Source organism: Nocardioides sp. 616 (assembly GCF_002930065.1).
Taxonomy (GTDB): Bacteria; Actinomycetota; Actinomycetes; order Propionibacteriales; family Nocardioidaceae; genus Nocardioides; species Nocardioides houyundeii.
Map to the genome: position 1 here is coordinate 226251 of NZ_POAG01000024.1, position 15960 is coordinate 242210.

At 71.7% G+C, this 15960-nt stretch carries 15 protein-coding genes, 1 tRNA gene and 1 riboswitch; of the genes, 4 read left to right on the plus strand and 12 right to left on the minus strand.

Annotation, left to right across the window (positions count from 1 at the left end):
- Nucleotides 1-7: 7 nt before the first annotated feature.
- The 5 genes from pntB to C5H89_RS17925 all read right to left on the minus strand — a co-directional run bounded on the left by pntB (nt 8) and on the right by C5H89_RS17925 (nt 7467).
- Nucleotides 8-1459 carry a Re/Si-specific NAD(P)(+) transhydrogenase subunit beta gene (gene pntB, locus C5H89_RS17905; RefSeq protein ID WP_104108308.1) on the minus strand — a complete coding sequence of 484 codons (1452 nt, stop codon included), beginning with the start codon at nt 1457-1459 and terminating at the stop codon, nt 8-10.
- A 4-nt stretch (nt 1460-1463) separates the two neighbouring features.
- Nucleotides 1464-2993, minus strand: a complete 1530-nt coding sequence (locus C5H89_RS17910) for a Re/Si-specific NAD(P)(+) transhydrogenase subunit alpha (protein WP_104108309.1) — start codon at nt 2991-2993, stop codon at nt 1464-1466.
- A 190-nt stretch (nt 2994-3183) separates the two neighbouring features.
- On the minus strand, nt 3184-5496 hold the full coding sequence (locus C5H89_RS17915; protein WP_104108310.1) for an MMPL family transporter: 2313 nt from the start codon (nt 5494-5496) through the stop codon (nt 3184-3186).
- Nucleotides 5497-5559: 63 nt separating this feature from the next.
- Nucleotides 5560-6183 carry a TetR/AcrR family transcriptional regulator gene (locus C5H89_RS17920; RefSeq protein ID WP_104108311.1) on the minus strand — a complete coding sequence of 208 codons (624 nt, stop codon included), beginning with the start codon at nt 6181-6183 and terminating at the stop codon, nt 5560-5562.
- A gap of 9 nt (nt 6184-6192) precedes the next feature.
- On the minus strand, nt 6193-7467 hold the full coding sequence (locus tag C5H89_RS17925; protein ID WP_104108312.1) for an MFS transporter: 1275 nt from the start codon (nt 7465-7467) through the stop codon (nt 6193-6195).
- A 75-nt stretch (nt 7468-7542) separates the two neighbouring features.
- Between C5H89_RS17925 and C5H89_RS17930 the strand changes: the two genes are divergently transcribed.
- Nucleotides 7543-8154, plus strand: coding sequence for a helix-turn-helix domain-containing protein (locus C5H89_RS17930; RefSeq protein WP_104108313.1), 612 nt, complete (start codon nt 7543-7545; stop codon nt 8152-8154).
- A gap of 21 nt (nt 8155-8175) precedes the next feature.
- Here the strand turns inward: C5H89_RS17930 and upp are convergent, their stop codons facing one another.
- Complete coding sequence (gene upp / locus C5H89_RS17935; RefSeq protein ID WP_104108314.1) at nt 8176-8817, minus strand: uracil phosphoribosyltransferase; 642 nt, start codon at nt 8815-8817, stop codon at nt 8176-8178.
- A 116-nt stretch (nt 8818-8933) separates the two neighbouring features.
- Between upp and C5H89_RS17940 the strand changes: the two genes are divergently transcribed.
- Both C5H89_RS17940 and C5H89_RS17945 read left to right on the plus strand, forming a co-directional pair.
- Complete coding sequence (locus C5H89_RS17940; RefSeq protein ID WP_104108315.1) at nt 8934-9425, plus strand: tRNA adenosine deaminase-associated protein; 492 nt, start codon at nt 8934-8936, stop codon at nt 9423-9425.
- Between the two features lie 37 nt (nt 9426-9462).
- Complete coding sequence (locus C5H89_RS17945) at nt 9463-9924, plus strand: nucleoside deaminase (protein ID WP_104108386.1); 462 nt, start codon at nt 9463-9465, stop codon at nt 9922-9924.
- Here the strand turns inward: C5H89_RS17945 and C5H89_RS17950 are convergent.
- On the minus strand, nt 9908-10840 hold the full coding sequence (locus tag C5H89_RS17950) for an SPFH domain-containing protein (protein WP_104108316.1): 933 nt from the start codon (nt 10838-10840) through the stop codon (nt 9908-9910). The two genes, C5H89_RS17945 and C5H89_RS17950, sit on opposite strands and share 17 nt — an antisense overlap.
- A gap of 90 nt (nt 10841-10930) precedes the next feature.
- On the minus strand, nt 10931-11266 hold the full coding sequence (locus tag C5H89_RS17955; protein WP_104108317.1) for a hypothetical protein: 336 nt from the start codon (nt 11264-11266) through the stop codon (nt 10931-10933).
- Between the two features lie 67 nt (nt 11267-11333).
- On the opposite strand from C5H89_RS17955, the gene C5H89_RS17960 reads away from it, so the two are divergent.
- Nucleotides 11334-11423: transfer RNA gene (locus C5H89_RS17960), tRNA-Ser, on the plus strand.
- 96 nt (nt 11424-11519) lie between these two features.
- Here the strand turns inward: C5H89_RS17960 and C5H89_RS17965 are convergent.
- The 4 genes from C5H89_RS17965 to C5H89_RS17980 form a co-directional block, all read right to left on the minus strand.
- Nucleotides 11520-11834 (minus strand): SMR family transporter, encoded by a 315-nt coding sequence (locus tag C5H89_RS17965; protein WP_104108318.1) that lies wholly within the window; start codon nt 11832-11834, stop codon nt 11520-11522.
- 11 nt (nt 11835-11845) lie between these two features.
- Nucleotides 11846-11909, minus strand: a riboswitch (guanidine-III (ykkC-III) riboswitch).
- 99 nt (nt 11910-12008) lie between these two features.
- The gene (locus tag C5H89_RS17970) at nt 12009-14315 is read right to left on the minus strand and encodes a zinc ribbon domain-containing protein (protein ID WP_162799460.1); all 2307 of its coding nucleotides are present in this window, start codon (nt 14313-14315) and stop codon (nt 12009-12011) included.
- 61 nt (nt 14316-14376) lie between these two features.
- Nucleotides 14377-14610, minus strand: a complete 234-nt coding sequence (locus tag C5H89_RS17975) for a biotin/lipoyl-binding carrier protein (RefSeq protein ID WP_104108320.1) — start codon at nt 14608-14610, stop codon at nt 14377-14379.
- Nucleotides 14611-14664: 54 nt separating this feature from the next.
- Nucleotides 14665-15951: a hypothetical protein gene (locus C5H89_RS17980; RefSeq protein ID WP_114149435.1), complete on the minus strand. Its 1287-nt coding sequence runs from the start codon at nt 15949-15951 to the stop codon at nt 14665-14667.
- Between the last annotated feature and the right edge of the window lie 9 nt (nt 15952-15960).

The following is a 15960-nucleotide window of genomic DNA, read 5'->3' on the forward strand; positions in this document are numbered from 1 at the left end:
GGAGCGATCAGCGGGGCAGGGACCGCAGGATGTCCTCGACGCGCTCCTTGGCGTCGCCGAAGAGCATCCGGGTGTTCTCCTTGAAGAACAGCGGGTTCTGCACCCCGGCGTAGCCGGTGGCCATGGAGCGCTTGAAGACGATGACGTCGCGGGCGTGCCAGACCTCGAGCACGGGCATCCCCGCGATGGGCGACCCCGGCTCCTCGATGGCGGCCGGGTTCACGGTGTCGTTGGCCCCGATCACCAGGACCACGTCGGTCTCGGCGAAGTCGTCGTTGACCTCGTCCATCTCCAGCACGATGTCGTAGGGCACCCGGGCCTCGGCGAGCAGCACGTTCATGTGGCCGGGCAGCCGACCGGCGACCGGGTGGATGCCGAAGCGCACGTCGACGCCCTTGTCCCGCAGCGCCGCGGTGAGCTCGGCGACCGGGTACTGCGCCTGCGCCACGGCCATGCCGTAGCCGGGGGTGATCACCACCGACTTGGCGTTGGCGAGCAGGTCGGCGGTCTCGTCGGGCTTGATCTCGCGGTGCTCGCCGTAGTCCCGGTCCTCGCCGACCGATCCGCCGTCGGAGCCGAAGCCGCCGGCGATCACGGAGATGAACGAGCGGTTCATCGCCTTGCACATGATGTAGCTCAGGATCGCACCGGAGGAACCCACCAGGGACCCGGTGATGATCAACAGGTCGTTCGAGAGCATGAACCCCGCGGCAGCGGCGGCCCAGCCGGAGTAGGAGTTGAGCATCGAGACGACCACCGGCATGTCCCCGCCGCCGATCGCCGCCACCAGGTGGAAGCCCAGCAGCAGCGCCAGCACGGTCATCAGGACCAGCGGGATGACGCCGACCTCGATGTCGTCGGTGAGCATCGAGGAGTCCGACACGAACCAGACCAGCAGGGCGGCCGAGAGGACCAGGATCGCGAGGTTGAGCAGGTGCCGACCGGGCAGCGTCAGCGGCGAGGACTTCATCTTCGCGCTGAGTTTGAGGTTGGCCACGATCGACCCGGTCAGCGTGACCGCACCGATGAAGACCCCCACGAAGACCTCGATGGCGTGCACCCGGTCGTGCGAGCCCTCGGTGAAGAAGGAGTTGAAGCCCACCAGCACCGCGGCGAGGCCGACGAAGCTGTGCAGCAGCGCGATCAGCTCGGGCATGCCGGTCATCTCGACCGTGCGTGCCCGCCAGGCGCCGATGGCCCCACCGACCACCATCGGCACCGCGATCAGCACCAGGGTCACCGGCAGCGACCGGAAGTCGGGGAGCTCGGTCTGCCGCATCGCCAGCAGCACGGTGGCGACCAGGGCGATGCCCATGCCGACCATGCCGGCGAGGTTGCCGCGCTTGGCGGTCTCGTGCTTGCTCAGCCCGGCGAGCGCCGCGATGAAGAGCACCCCGGCGATGATGTAGAGGCCCTGGACCAGGCCCACGAGCTCGCTCGAGCGCAGGAAGTCAGTCATGTCCTCAGTCCTTCCGGAACATCTCGAGCATGCGGAGCGTCACCAGGAAGCCACCGAAGATGTTGATGCTGGCTACCAGCACCGCGATCACGGCCAGCACCGAGACCAGGACGTTGGTGGAGCCGACCTGCAGGATGCCGCCGACCAGGATGATCCCGGAGATCGCGTTGGTCTCGCTCATCAGCGGGGTGTGCAGGGCGTGCGCGACGTTGGAGATGACGTAGTAACCCACCACCACGGCCAGCGCGAGCACCGTGAAGTGGCTCAGGAACTCCGGCGGGGACACGGTGGCGAGCGCGGCGAACAGCACCGCGGCCAGCGCGGCGGCGAAGACCTTGCGGCGCGGGTCGGCGGGCTTCTTGGGCTCGGCCGGGGCGGGCTGGGCGGCGACCGGGGCGGCCGGGGCGGCCGAGACCTGGACCGGCGGCGGTGGCCACATCGTCTCGCCGTCGAACACGACGGTGATGCCGCGCTGGACCACGTCGTCCATGTCCAGCACCATCTGACCATCCTTCTCGGGCGTCAGCAGCTTGAACAGGTTGACCACGTTGGTGCCGAACAGCTGGCTGGTCTGCGCCGCCAGGCGCCCCGCGAGGTCGGTGTAGCCCAGGATGGTGACCAGGTTGTCGGTCACCACCTTGTCCCCGGTCTGGGTGAGCGCGCAGTTGCCGCCGTTGGCCGCGGCCATGTCGACGATGACCGAGCCGGGCTGCATGGCGGCCACGGTCTCGGCGGTGATCAGCGTGGGCGCGGGGCGGCCGGGGATCAGCGCGGTGGTGATGACGATGTCGGCGTTGCGCGCCTCCTCGTCGTACATCAGGGCGGTGGCGGCCTCCTGCTCGGCCGTCATCTCCTTCGCGTAGCCGTCGGAGGACACCTCGGACTCCATGTCGACCGTGACGAACTGTCCACCCATCGACTCGACCTGCTCGGCGACCTCGGGGCGCACGTCGAAGGCACGCACGATCGCGCCCATCGAGCCGGCGGCACCGATCGCGGCGAGCCCGGCGACGCCGGCACCCACCACGAAGACCCGGGCCGGCGGTACCTTGCCGGCGGCGGTCACCTGGCCGGTGAACTGGCGGCCGAAGACGTGAGCGGCCTCGATCACCGCGCGGTAGCCGGCGACGTTGGCCATCGAGGAGAGCACGTCCATCGACTGGGCGCGTGAGATGCGGGGCACGGCGTCCATCGCCAGGGCGGTCACCCCGGCCGCGGCGAGCTTCTCCACCAGCTCGGGGCTGCGGGCCGGTGCCATCAGCGAGACCACGGTGGCGCCGCGGCGCAGCCGGGCGATCTCGGGGTCCGTGGGGGCGTTGACCTTGACCACGACGTCACTGGACCAGACCTCGTCGGCGTCGCCGACGCGGATCCCGGCCTCGGCGTAGGACTCGTCGCGCAGGTCGGCGGCCTGACCGGCGCCCGACTCCACGACCACGTCGTACCCGAGCTTGGTCAGCTGCTCGGCCGTCTTCGCTGTGGCCGCGACGAGAGTCTCGCCGGGCCGGGCCTCGCGGGGGATCCCGATACGCACGACTACCTCCTCCAAGGTGTGTGCCGTGACCGTACATCGGCCCAACTCCCGACGCCGACGTGGTCTCATGCGCCGGGGCGGGCGCGCCGGGTCCTCAGGCACGACGAGGCCCCAGCCGTCCGGCACCTGTGGTGCCGGGGACCGGGGCCTCGTTGTTCGGGCGGAGTGCTTGGTGCGGAGTGCGGCTGCCTCAGACAGTGTCGTCCACGAGGACCTGCTGGTCGGCGTCGTTGCGCATGTGCGGCCGGTCCAGCTGCTCGCCCTCGACGTCGACGTTGGGCAGCACCCGGTCGAGCCACTTCGGGATCCACCAGGCCTTCTCGCCCATCAGGTAGAGCAGCGCCGGGATCAGCACCAGCCGGACGATGAAGGCGTCGAAGATGATCGCCGCGGCGAGCGCGAAGCCCATCGACTTGATGATCGGCTCGGTCTGCAGGATGAAGGCCGCGAAGACGGCGATCATGATGGCCGCGGCGGCGGTGACCACCCGGGCGCTGTTGCGGAAGCCGTCCACCACCGCATCGCGGGTCGACATCCCGTGCACGTGTGCCTCACGCATCCGGGTCACCAGGAACACCTGGTAGTCCATCGCCAGCCCGAAGACCATGCCGATCAGGATGATCGGCATGAAGGAGACGATGGGCTGCCCCTCGATGATGCCGAAGAGCCCCTTCTGGAACACCAGGACCGTGGCGCCGAGGGTGGCCAGCACCGAGAGCAGGAAGCCCAGGGTGGCGGTCAGCGGCACCAGGATCGAGCGGAAGACCAGGACCAGCAGCACGAAGGCCAGCCCGATGACCACCGCGAGGTAGACCGGCAGGGCGTCGCTGAGCCGGTCGGAGACGTCGGAGGTGATGGCGGTCAGACCCGTGACGCCGGTGGTGGCCCCGGTCTGCTCGTCGATCTCGTCCTGGCCGTCACGCAGGTCCGCGAGCAGGTCCTCGGTGGCCTCGTCGTCGGGACCGGTGGTCGGGGTGACCATCACCTGGGCGCCGGTGCCGTCCTCGTTGGTGACCACCACCTGGGCGTTGCTGACGCCGTCCATCTCCGAGGCCCACTGGGCCACGGCGCCGAACGCCTGGCCCCGCTCGTCCTCGGGGAGGTCGCGGGCGTCGACGACGACCAGCAGCGGACCGTCGCGTCCGGGACCGAAGTTCTCGGCCACCAGGTCGGTGGCCTGGCGCTGGGTGGTGGAGGAGGGCTTGGTGCCGTCGGTCGGGAAGGCCAGGTGCATGTCCTTGATCGGGAACGCGAGCGCACCCAGCACCACGACCACGAGCAGCGCGAACGCAGCCGGCGCCTTGCCGACCAGCCGGGCCCAGCGCACTCCGTTGTTCGCCAGCTGGCCGGCGGCGTCCCGCTTGGGGTTGTGCTTGATCACCTGACCGCCGAAGGCCTTGGACTTGAGCACGCCGAGGACGGCGGGGAGCAGGGTCAGCGCGGCGAGGACCGCGATCGCGACGCCGGAGGCGGCCGCGAAGCCCATCGAGGTGAGGAACGGGATCTTGACCACGATCAGGGCCGCCAGCGCGATGATCACGGTGAGTCCGGCGAAGACCACGGCGGAGCCGGCGGTGCCGACCGAGACGCCCATCGCCTCCTCACGGTCGTCGGTGTGGTGCATCTCGCTGCGGAAGCGGGCCAGGATGAACAAGGTGTAGTCGATGCCGACCGCGAGGCCGATCATCGTGGCCAGCATCGGCGTGGTGCTGCCGATGTCGGTGAAGGCGGTCATCGCGATGACCCCCACGTTGGTCAGGAGCACCGCGACCAGCGCGATCAGGATCGGCATGCCGGCGGCGACCAGGGAGCCGAAGGTCACCAGGAGGACGACCAGGGCCACCGCGATGCCGATGGCCTCCGAGGTCAGGCCCAGCTCGGTGATGGCGCTCATCCCGGAGCCGTTGGCCTCCATGCGCAGCCCGCTGGAGTCCTCGACGTCCGCCATCAGGTCCTCGAGGGCTTCGATGGAGCCGGCCTCGACCTCGGTGGGCGCCTCGACGTCCCAGTCGAAGGAGACGACCCCGACCCGGCCGTCCTCGGACAGCGGGGAGAGCACCGCGGCGTTCTCGCGGGCCTGCTCGACCGGCTGACCGCTCTCCTTCGCGGCGTCGAGGAACATCTTCTCCTGACCGGCGGCTGCCTCGACCGGGCCGACGACCTTCAGGTCGCCCGAGACCTGCGGCAGCTCGGGGATGCCGGCCACCAGCTCGTCGATGGCGGCGGCGTACTTCTTCTCCTCCAGCCGCTCACCCTCGGGCGCCACGACCACGATGTTGACGGTGGCCTCGGAGAACGCGTCGACGCTGTTGGGGAACAGCTCCTCCTGCATGTCCGCGGCCTTCTCCGAGGGGATGCCCGGGATGGTGAGGGCATCGCTCATCGGCTTGGACGAGGTGGCGGCGAAACCGGCGACGGCGACGAACGCCACCAGCCAGGCCGCAAGGAAGAACGGCCAGCGGCGGTACGCCGTCTTGCCGAGTCGGTAGAGCAGGGTGGCCATGCGATTTCTCCTGTGCGGGTGGTGGGGTCTGGGCGGTAGCCCTGGGTTTGTGCGGGAGTGCGGTCAGGCGAGCAGTTCGCGCGCCGAGTCGATGGCGGCGTCGAAGAGGTCGGCGAAGGACTCCTCGGAGTCGCTCGGTGCGGTCGCCGGCGCCCCGTCGGCGAACGAGTGCAGGCAGGTGTCGAACATGGCCACCATCAGGCGGACCAGCAGCCGGGCCCGGTGTACGCCGAACTCGGGCCCCTCGCGCTCGAGGATGTGCTCCACCAGGGCCGCGGTGACCTGCTCGAAGCGGCTGAGCACCTCGACCAGGAGCCGAGGGCTGCGCGAGATCACCTCACGGTGCAGGTGCAGATCCTGGGGATCGTACCGCTCGTCGTCGAGTATGGCCCGGGCCAGCACCCGGCAGTCCTCGATCAGTACGCCGGTCGGCCCCTGCGCCCGGAAGACGTCCAGCGCAGGCTGGGGCAGGTCCGGGATGGGCCCGAGCACGGCGTCGATCTTGGCGGGGTAGTAGTTGAACAGAGTGCGCCGAGAGACGTCGACGGCCTCGGCGAGCTCGTCCATGGTCCACCCGTCGTAGCCGGCCGACAGGGTCAGCTGGTTGGCCGCGCGCATGATGCGGCGGCTGGTGGCGACTCGTTTCGCCGCACGGGTGGTGGTTGCACTCTGGGACACGAAGTGCATTCTTGCACTCTATTGAGCAGAGTGCAGAACCTTCGGGGTGCCTGCTCCCTCACACTCCGCCCCCAGCACCGGCCAGTCCCTGGGCCGTGGGACCGACCGGACCGAGCGGCTCAGGGTCGGGATCAGCGCCGTCAGCGCGGCGCTGACCACCAGGACCAGGGTCGCGGTGCCCCCGCCGTACGTCTCGATCAGCCAGCCGCCCAGCAGCGGCGCCAACGGGATGGTGGTGAAGGAGAGGAACTGCGACGACGACGCGATCCGTCCCTGGAGGGCCTCGGGGGTGATCGCCACCCGGTACGACTGGCTCGCGGCATTGCCCGCCGGGTTGAGCAGCAGACCGAGGCAGAGCATCGCGCCGATCAGCCAGGGCGAGGACCAGAACACCAGCGGCAGCAGGAGCGGGACCCAGATCCAAGCGCTCGCCATCGTGAGGTGACCGGTGCGGACCCGGTCGATGACGAACGGGGCGAGGATCGCGCCCAGGACGCCGCCGACGCCGGAGAGCGCCTCGACCAGCCCGATCGTGGTCGAGGGCACGCCCGCCTCCACCATCCGGATCACCGCCACGAAGATGACCGCGTTGACCACCAGGTTGAACAGGGCCGAGAAGGCGGCGGTCGCCCGGAAGTACGGCCGGGACAGCAGGTGGCCCAAGCCCTCGGCGAGCTCCCGCAACGGCGTGCCGCGCTGCCGCTGGACCGGGGAGAGGTCGGCCCGGATCCGGGAGAGGGTGACCAGGGAGAACGCGAACGTCGCCGCGTCCACCAGGAACGGCAGCGGCCGGGCGACGGCGTACAGCAGACCCCCGAGCGGTCCGCCCAGCAGCGAGGCGAGGTGGTGACGTGCCTGGCTCTGACTGATCGCCGTCGGCAGCTCCTCCCGGCTGACCACGCTGCGCACCGCCGACATCTCGGTGGGCAGGTAGAAGCCGGCCACGGCGCCCGCCCCCAGGGCGACCAGGATCAGGTGAGTCACGGTCATCGCCCCCAGCAGGCCCGCGATCGCGATTGACGCCATCAGGACGAGGCCGACGGCGCTCGAGGCCATCAGCACCAGGCGACGGTCCACCTGGTCGGCGATCACCCCCGCCGGGAGCAGGGCGAGCGCGATGCCCAGCGTGTACGCGGCCACCGGGAGGGCGGCCAGCAGGGCCGACCCGGTCAGCGCGTGCCCGATCAGCGGGAGGACGAAGAGGGTGGCACCCGTGCCGAGCTGGCTGACTGCCTCCCCCACCCAGAGCAGGGTGAAGTCGCGGTTGCGGGCGAGGCTGCGGAAGCTGGACACGTCACTCACCCTAGAAGCGCACCATGTATTGCGCAAGCAATGTTGCGCAAGTTGTGGTGCAGGTAGGCTGGCGCCATGGTCAACGTGCACGACCCGAAGATGCTGCGGGCGATCGCCCACCCCCTGCGCAACCGGATCCTGGGCGAGCTCTCGGCCCAGGGCCCCCTGCGCGCGGCCGACCTGTCCGCCGAGCTCGACATCCCCGCCAACCAGGCCTCGTTCCACCTGCGGCAGCTGGCCAAGTACGGCCTGGTCACCGAGGCCGTCGGGGAGGGTCGCGACCGGCGCGACCGGGTGTGGCGCCTGGTGGAGGAGGAAGGACTCAACCTCGACATCGCCGCGGTGGAGCAGCAGCCCGGAGGAGCGGCGGCCGCCGCGGTGTTCAGGTCGCAGGCTGCGGCATGGGCGCACGCCCTGGTGGACGCCGCGCACTTCGGCACCCGGGCGCCCGGCGTCCACCGAGCGATCGCCGAGCACACGTTGCGCCTCACCGACGACGAGGCCCGCGACCTTTCACACGACCTCAACGCCGTGGTCCAGGACTGGGCCCGCCGCACCCGCGGCCGGGACCCGTCGCGGCGGACCTACCTGCTGCTGTCGATCCTGCAGCCCCATCCCGGCACGCAGCCGGAGGACGGCGCCGACGGGGTCCCCGACAGCGGCCCTGACACCGTCACGGAGGACTGAGCGAGCGAGCCTGCTGGAGCGTCAGCCCGCGATGCCGTAGAGCCGGTCGCCGGCGTCGCCGAGGCCGGGCACGATGTAGCCGTGCTCGTCCAGCCGCTCGTCCACCGCCGCGGTCACCACGGTGATCGGCACGGTCAGGTCGGCCAGCGCCTCCTCCAGCCGGGTGCACCCCTCGGGCGCGACCAGCAGGCAGATCGCGGTGATGTGGTCGGCCCCCCGATCGGTGAGGAACCGGATCGCCGCGGCGAGCGTGCCACCGGTGGCGAGCATCGGGTCCAGCACGTAGCACTGGCGACCCGACAGGTCGTCGGGCAGCCGCTCGGCGTACGTCGCGGCCTCCAGCGTCTCCTCGTTGCGCACCATCCCGAGGAAGCCCACCTCGGCCGTGGGCAGCAGCCGCATCATCCCGTCGAGCATGCCGAGGCCGGCGCGCAGGATCGGCACCACCAGCGGCTTGGGGGTGGTGAGCTTGACCCCGGTGGTGGCGGAGACCGGCGTGTTGATCTCCACGGGGTTGACCCGGACGTCCCGGGTGGCCTCGTAGGCCAGCAGGGTGACCAGCTCGTCTGTCAGGCGTCGGAAGGTCGGGGAGTCGGTCGAGGAGTCGCGGAGGGTGGTGAGCTTGTGGGCCACCAGCGGGTGGTCGACGACCTGGGTGCGCATAGCCGGGATCCTAGTCGACCTGGGCCTTCCTTCCCGTGCTGGCGCCGGGCGCTTGGCCGGCGCCCACATCCGTGGGACTGTTGGACATTCTTGGCACCGACGTCGAAGGGCCGACCATGGCGGGCGAAGCACTGGGCGAGGGCATCGACTTCGCGCTGGCCGCCTATCGCGAGGACGGGGTCTGGCAGCTGCAGGAGATCGCCGCCACCGCCCTCTCCTCGGTGGAGACCCTGGCCCACGGGCTGCGCCGTCTGCCCGCCGACAACGGCGTGCTGGGCATGGTCGCGATCGACGAGGACTTCTTCGTGCTGGTGCGGGTCATGGGGTCCCGGGTGGGGGTGCTGCTCTCCGACGTCACCGCGGCCACGGAGTGGGAGCTCGCCCAGTCGGCCGTGGACTTCCTGGGCCTGCCGCCGCCCGAGGACGACGACGACCAGGTGCCTGCCGGCGACCTCGGCCTGATCGGGGACCTGGGGCTGGCGGCGAGGGACATGGGGGTCCTGCTCGACGACGTCGACCTCTACCCCGACGAGATGCTCTCGGACATCGCCGGCCGTCTCGGCTTCGGCGCTGAGTTCGACGACGTCGTCGGACTCAGGTCGGTCTGAGGTCGCCGCGGTGCTGACACACCGGTGGGACGAGGCGATGCGCTGCGCGCTGGCCCAGGCCGAGATCGCCAAAATTGGGGGTGACGTGCCCGTCGGCGCCGTCGTACTTTCCCCCGATGGTGTCGTGATCGGCACCGGACGCAACATTCGTGAGGCTGAGTCCGACCCGACCGGACACGCCGAGGTTGTGGCCCTCCGGGCAGCCGCTCGTTCCCGAGGCGAGTGGCGCCTGGAGGGCTGCTCTCTGGTGGTCACCCTGGAGCCGTGCACGATGTGCGCCGGAGCGGCCGTGCTCTCCCGGGTGCAGCGCATCGTCTTCGGCGCGTACGACGACAAGGCGGGCGCCGTCGGCAGCCTGTGGGACGTGGTACGGGACCGCAGGCTCAACCACCGCCCCGAGGTGGTGCCCGGGGTGCTGGCCGCGGAGTCCACCCTGTTGCTGGATGAGTTCTTCCGCGGCCAGCGCGAGTCCGGCGCCGGTCTCAGCGGTTCGGGATGATCCCGCTGGTGGTCGGCTGGTAGGGGTTGAGCCCCTTGTCGATCGCGTACTGGCGCAGGTAGCCGTCCCGGCCGAGCACGTTGATCCGCTCCTGGATCTTGGCGGCCTCGGCCTTCTCGACCGCGACCTGGGCCTCGGCGGCCTTCTGCTTGGCCGCTGCCTCCGCCTCGGAGGCGCGGGCGCGGGCGACGGCTTCCTGCTGGGCGATCAGCGCGTCCTTGATCGCCTGCGGCGGCTCGGGCTTCTGCAGGGTGATGGCGAAGTTCTCGAAGAAGTCGACCTCGCCGTCGGTCTGCCGGTTGACCAGGTCGGGCAGCGCGGCGACCACGTCCGCCTCCCACTGGGCCTTCACGTTGGGGTCGGTGTAGAGGTCGGTGTAGGTGTACTTCTGCCCGGCCCGGTCGATCGCGGTGTCCAGGGGGCGGGCGATGTAGACGCTGAGCATCCGGTTCCAGCCCGGCGAGCGCTCGTCACCGTCCATGTAGGCGACGTACCGGTTGCCGATGAGGTCGTGGAAGCCGCGCAGTGCATCGCAGTCGGTGTTGAGCATCAGGTTGGCGACGCCCTCGACGGTCATCTCGATGCCGTCCTTGGTGACGAAGGTGATCGGGGCACCGTCGGAGTCACCGTCGTCGAAGACGAAGTTGGTCTGCGACGAGGGGTAGGAGTAGTGACGGTCGCCGGGCCCGTCCCACTGCCGGCGGGACGACTCCACGCAGTCCTTGAACCGCTTGGGCGTGAAGGCACCGTCGGAGTAGTGCAGCGCGACCTGGTCGGGCGCGGTGGAGACGCTGGTGGGGCGGACGAAGGCCAGCGTGATCAGCAGCGCCACGACCACCAGGCCAAGGAGCACCAGGACGCGCGAGGCGCGACCCCCTCTGCCGGACGGGGTGCTCGGGTCGTTCTGCTTCGCCATGCCTGCTCGCTTCGGTTCGGGTGCGGGCGCACATCATCACCCGCCGGCCCGGCTCTCGTGGCCGTGTCCGCGTACGGCGGCGCAAACAGGTCAGGTCAGCTCGTTGCGGCGCACGGTGTCGATCACGATCACGGCCAGGTCCGACTCGCTTGTCCGGTGCTGGCGTGCCAGGCCGAGCACGTCGTCCAGCGCCCGCTCCAGCTCCGCGACCGGCGTCTCGCTGCCCAGACCCCGGGTGCGCTCGATCACCGCGCCGGCGAGGGCGGGCGAGATCTCGTCGTGCAGGTAGGCCAGGTCGGTCACCTCGCGGACCCGCGCCTGGATCGCCGCTCGCCGGGCGGACTCCCGGGCCTGCGCCTGGAGGCGCACGTAGACCAGCGCGAGCAGGCACAACACCAGGACCAGGGGCAGCAGCAGCCGGAACATGGTCGCAGCCTAGGCCCCGGCTCAGGCGATTTTCCTGCCACCGCAGGACTCCGGTACCCTCTCCCGCGGTGGCGTGTCCGAGCGGCCGAAGGTGCAACACTCGAAATGTTGTGTGGGGTCAAACCCACCGTGGGTTCAAATCCCACCGCCACCGCCAACCTGTGTCTCGGTCGAGACCAGCGCGATCAGGCCGGGCCCCCAGGGGTCCGGCCTGACGTCGTTCTGGCGAGTTTTGCTCGCGGAGACCGACGCCTCAGTGCGCCAGCTTGAGGCCGACCACGCAGCCCACCAGCCCGAGCAGCAGCAGCACCTTGGCCACGCTCACCGCCTCCGAGCCGGTCACCATCGCGTAGGTCACGGTGAGGAACGCACCCACGCCCACCCACACGGCGTACGCCGTGCCGATCGGCAGGGTGCGCATGGCATAGGCCAGGCCGCCCATGCTGACCACGATCGCCAGGGCGAAGACCACCGACGGGACCAGGCGGGTGAATCCCTCGGACTTGCCCAGGGCGACTGCCCAGACCGCCTCGAAGACGCCGGAGATGATGAGGACGATCCATGCCATGACGAGCTCCAGACGGCCGTCTTGTCGCGTTCCGGGTACGGCTCCCTCGTCCGGTGGGCCGTCTCGACCCACTACCGATGATAGGTGGGCCAGCCGGCGAGACCAGCCTCGGTGGTGCTCGACGGAGTCGACGACTGGGGCAACGTGTGGCGCGTGCCCCTGCCCGGTGCCTGATCACCGCAGGCCGGCGTACCAGGCCTGGGTACGGCGACCGGCGAGCAGCGCCTGCTCCCACAGCACGCCCGCGGTGAGCAGCACCGCTCCGCCGCCGATCAGGATGATCCAGCCCGAGACGTAGGCGAGTCCCTGACCGCCCTGGTTGATGGCCACCACGACGAGCACCAGGGTCCCGACGGTCACCGGCGCCTGCCAGCGGCGCAGCAGCCCGAGCACCAGCACCACGATCGACACCACGGTGAGACCGGCCAGGCGCAGCGCACCGCCGCCCTCGAGCGTCACCGCCAGGGTGGGCAGCAGCGCGGCGCTGAGCGCCGGTCCCATGGTCAGCATGGTGCGCGCCTGCCGGTCCCGGAGGTGCTGGACGAGGCCGATGACCCCCAGCAGCACCACGAGCGGGGCGGTGTAGAGCTCGACCATCCGCACCCCCTCGTCGTCCAGCAGCCGGCTGGTCCCGGCGGTGACCAGTACCGAGCCGAGGTAGGCGAACCCGAGACGGCCCCGCGAGCCCGAGTAGACCAGCGTGAGCACTCCGACCCCCACCCAGGCGGCGACCTCCAGCAGCACCGGCTCCCCGAGCGAGGCGAGGATCCCGCAGCCGCCGTAGAGCAGCGCGAAGGTGACGGCGCTGTGGTCGAGCACCCGGCTGCCCGGGGCGTCGGCCAGCGTCCGGGCGTAGCCGGCGAGCGCGAAGCTCGCGGCGCAGCCCACCAGGCCCATCGCCACCACGACCGTCTCGTCGGCGTCGCGGACGGCGGTGAACGCCGTCACCGCGGCCGCCAGCTGAGCGAGCACCGCGAACGGCGCCGAGCGCTCCTTGGTCGCCGCGACGAGTGCGGCGACGGCCCAGGCGGCGCCCGGCACCACCGGGAGCCACCAGGAGTCGGGCGCCAGTCGGGGGAAGCCCGCGATCAGCTCCAGGCCGTCGGTGTGCCACGCGTCGACCACGGCGAGCACGAGCAGGAAGAGCACCGGCAGGGCCGCCCACCCGAGCAGGATGGCGGCGCCGACCCACGCCGGCCGCGTGGGCGCTCCGGTGAACAGCAGCCGGGTCACCGGGAGCCCGGTCAGGCAGAGCGCGACCAGCCCCGCTGCGAGCAGCACCGCGAGCACCACCACGGCCGCCCGGGGGACGTCGACCACGGGGATGCCGAGGGCCGGCACCAGGGCCCACACGCCGACCGCGGGCAGCCAGGCCCACCCCGGGTGCTCCCGCACCGCCTCCGGCGCCAGGGGCCGAGCCAGGCGGGGGGCGACGAAGGCGAGCACCGGGAACACCAGGAGCAGGGCGCACGCGACGTACCGCTGGGTGGTGGCCGTGGCGGGGTCGTAGCCGACGCCGATGCCGGCGCCCAGGTGCACCACGACGGCGCCGAGCGCCGAGACGGCCAGCGGCACCGCCGCCCACCGGTCCAGGCGGTACGCCGCCCCGGCGGCCGCGGCGCTGAGCACCGCCAGGAGCGCCGCGAGCCCGCCCAGCACGACCGGCTCGGCACCGAGCGCGCTGACCGTGCACCAGCCGGCGACCGCGAGCAGCGTGGCCGCGGCGGGGCCGTACACCAGCACCGGCGGAGCGGGGCGCTCCGCCACCACCCGCGGCACCAGGCGGTCGAAGCCCACCAGGACCGCCGCGCCGAGCAGCGCCGCCACCGACCAGTAGACGTCAGCGGCGACCTCGCCCAGCCCCGCCAGCCCCAGATGGTGCGCGGCCCACAGGTCGAGGACCACCAGGCCGGTGGCGATCCCGGCGGCCGTGCGAGCCGCCGAGGTGAGCCGACGCCGGGTCGCGACCCGGGCGGCGACCGCGGCGGCGCCGGTCAGGCCCACCATGATCGTGGCCTGCCCGGTCACGCCCACCACGAGCCAGACCACCAGCAGGAAGAACGAGACCCCCGAGAGCAGCAGCAGGCCGCCCAGTCCCAGCAGGATCTGCTGGGCCCCGACCTGAGAGCCGATCTGCGAGCCGGACCGGTGGGGTGTCGCGGGGTACGGCCGCGGCGCGGGGTACGGCGGCTGGGGGCCGGTGCGCGGATCGGCGTACGGGCCCCGCGGCTGGTACACCGGAGGGGACGCCGGAGGGGACGCCGGAGGGGACGCCGGAGGGGACGAGGGTGCCGGCGGGGGCAGCAGCTGGGAGACCAGGAAGTCGGCCTCCGAGCGCAGGCCCGCAAGCTGCTGGTTGACCTGCCAGAGCCGCGCCGCCTGGGGCCCGACGAGCCGCAGACCGCACTCGGGACACGCGGGCGACCCCGGGATCACCGGGGCGTCGCAGTGGGGGCAGGGGAACGGCGCGGGAGTCGACACCCGCACATCTTCGCCGCACATCGGGCGTGCGTCACCGGTATGGGTACTCAGGTGGGACGGCTCAGGCGTCGGTGAGCACGAGCATCACGGTGCCCTCCTGCACCACGTCGCCCGGGCCGACGCGCACCGCCCGCACGGCACCGGCGCCCTCGGCGATCACCGGGATCTCCATCTTCATCGACTCCAGCAGGATCACGGTGTCCCCCGCCGCCACCGTGTCGCCGGGCTGCACCGCCACGCTCATCACGTTGGCCACCATCTCGGCGACGATCTCGGTCGTCTTCTCACGCGCCATGCCCCGACGCTAGGGGTTACCGGCACGTAGAGCCGCACCGCCGACGAGCCGCGCTCAGAGCGAGGAGAACCGGCTCGGCTCCGGGCGCAGCGCGTGCTGCTCCTCCACCGCCCGCGCCCGCCGTCCCCGCGAGCCCGTCAGCAGCAGGTCGAGCCGGATCACCAGGAAGCCGACCAGCAGCCCCAGCCCGACGCCGTACGCCACCTGCAGGCCGCCCTCGACGAAAGAGGTGTCCAGGTCGACCAGGCCCTGGGCCACCGGCAGCATCGCGGCAGCGCCGAAGGTGCAGACCCACCAGCCCTGTCGCCGGCGGGCGCGCATGTGCACACCCCAGGCCAGGGCCGGGACGCCGAGCAGGACCATCAGCGGGGGCGGGAACGCACCCAGGGTGGTGCGGCTCCACTCCTGCAGCCCTGCCGTGGGCTGGACCACTCCCGAGGCGCCGTAGCGGCGGAACAGCTCGGCGTACGCCAGGCTCGCGGCGAGCAGCAGGGTGCCGACCACCAGGGTCACCAGGCCGCGGGTGCCGAGGCCGTTGAGCCCGGCTCCGAACCGCCAGACCAGGGTGAAGACCACCAGGAAGCCCAGGCCGAGGGTGAGGTACTCGAAGCGCACCGAGCTGGCGGCGGGCTCGAACCCCACCGTGGCGTAGGCACCGATCGAGGCCACGGCCGTGGCCAGCACCACCTCGCGTGCCGCGATCAGGAAGGTGCGCGCCGACACCGTGATCACCACCGCCAGCACGCCGCTGACCACGCAGGTCATCACCGCGGCGCCGCTGCGCAGCACCTCACCGTCCTGCACCACCGCCGCCACACCGACCGCGAAGGCGAGCGCGGCGAAGACGAGCTCGCGACCCCCGGTGCGTGCCATCAGCGCCCAGGAGTACGTCGTGAGGACCGCCACCGAACCCGCGCCGTCGAGCCACTGCGGCCCCACGTGCAGGGCGGCGAAGCCGAGCGCCACGCACCCGGCGAGCAGCACGAGGGCGGCCACGACCAGTCGCAGGCGGTTGCGCCCGCGGCGCTCGTGGACCGGCTGCTCGGGCCGTCGATCCTGCCGACCGGGGTGGGTCGGAGCGAGGTCGCTCGCGGGCGCGACAGGAGGCGCGGGAGGGACCGGGGGCGCGGGCGCGACCGGGGGCGCGGGAGGCACGAACGGGGGCGCGGGGGGCACGAACGGGGGCGCCGGAGGTGTCGGCGGCGCGGGCTCCGTCAGGCTCGACGGCGCGGCCGTGGTGCGGCGACTCGGCGCGGGAGCGGTGCCGCGGGTGATGCGGATCCCCGACAGGCGCGACTTCTTCTTGGGCGCGGCGCGGCGGCCTGGAGAAGGGGGGGACACGGCGACGAG

Coding starts and splice junctions, on each gene's coding strand:
- C5H89_RS17950 (WP_104108316.1), bottom strand. CDS start 10,840: ATGGCGAAGCAGAACGACCCGAGCACCCCGTCCGGCAGAGGGGGTCGC.
- C5H89_RS17975 (WP_104108320.1), bottom strand. CDS start 14,610: ATGGCGCGTGAGAAGACGACCGAGATCGTCGCCGAGATGGTGGCCAAC.
- C5H89_RS17940 (WP_104108315.1), top strand. CDS start 8,934: ATGGCGGGCGAAGCACTGGGCGAGGGCATCGACTTCGCGCTGGCCGCC.
- C5H89_RS17965 (WP_104108318.1), bottom strand. CDS start 11,834: ATGGCATGGATCGTCCTCATCATCTCCGGCGTCTTCGAGGCGGTCTGG.
- C5H89_RS17920 (WP_104108311.1), bottom strand. CDS start 6,183: ATGCACTTCGTGTCCCAGAGTGCAACCACCACCCGTGCGGCGAAACGA.
- upp (WP_104108314.1), bottom strand. CDS start 8,817: ATGCGCACCCAGGTCGTCGACCACCCGCTGGTGGCCCACAAGCTCACC.
- C5H89_RS17955 (WP_104108317.1), bottom strand. CDS start 11,266: ATGTTCCGGCTGCTGCTGCCCCTGGTCCTGGTGTTGTGCCTGCTCGCG.
- C5H89_RS17915 (WP_104108310.1), bottom strand. CDS start 5,496: ATGGCCACCCTGCTCTACCGACTCGGCAAGACGGCGTACCGCCGCTGG.
- C5H89_RS17930 (WP_104108313.1), top strand. CDS start 7,543: ATGGTCAACGTGCACGACCCGAAGATGCTGCGGGCGATCGCCCACCCC.
- C5H89_RS17945 (WP_104108386.1), top strand. CDS start 9,463: ATGCGCTGCGCGCTGGCCCAGGCCGAGATCGCCAAAATTGGGGGTGAC.
- pntB (WP_104108308.1), bottom strand. CDS start 1,459: ATGACTGACTTCCTGCGCTCGAGCGAGCTCGTGGGCCTGGTCCAGGGC.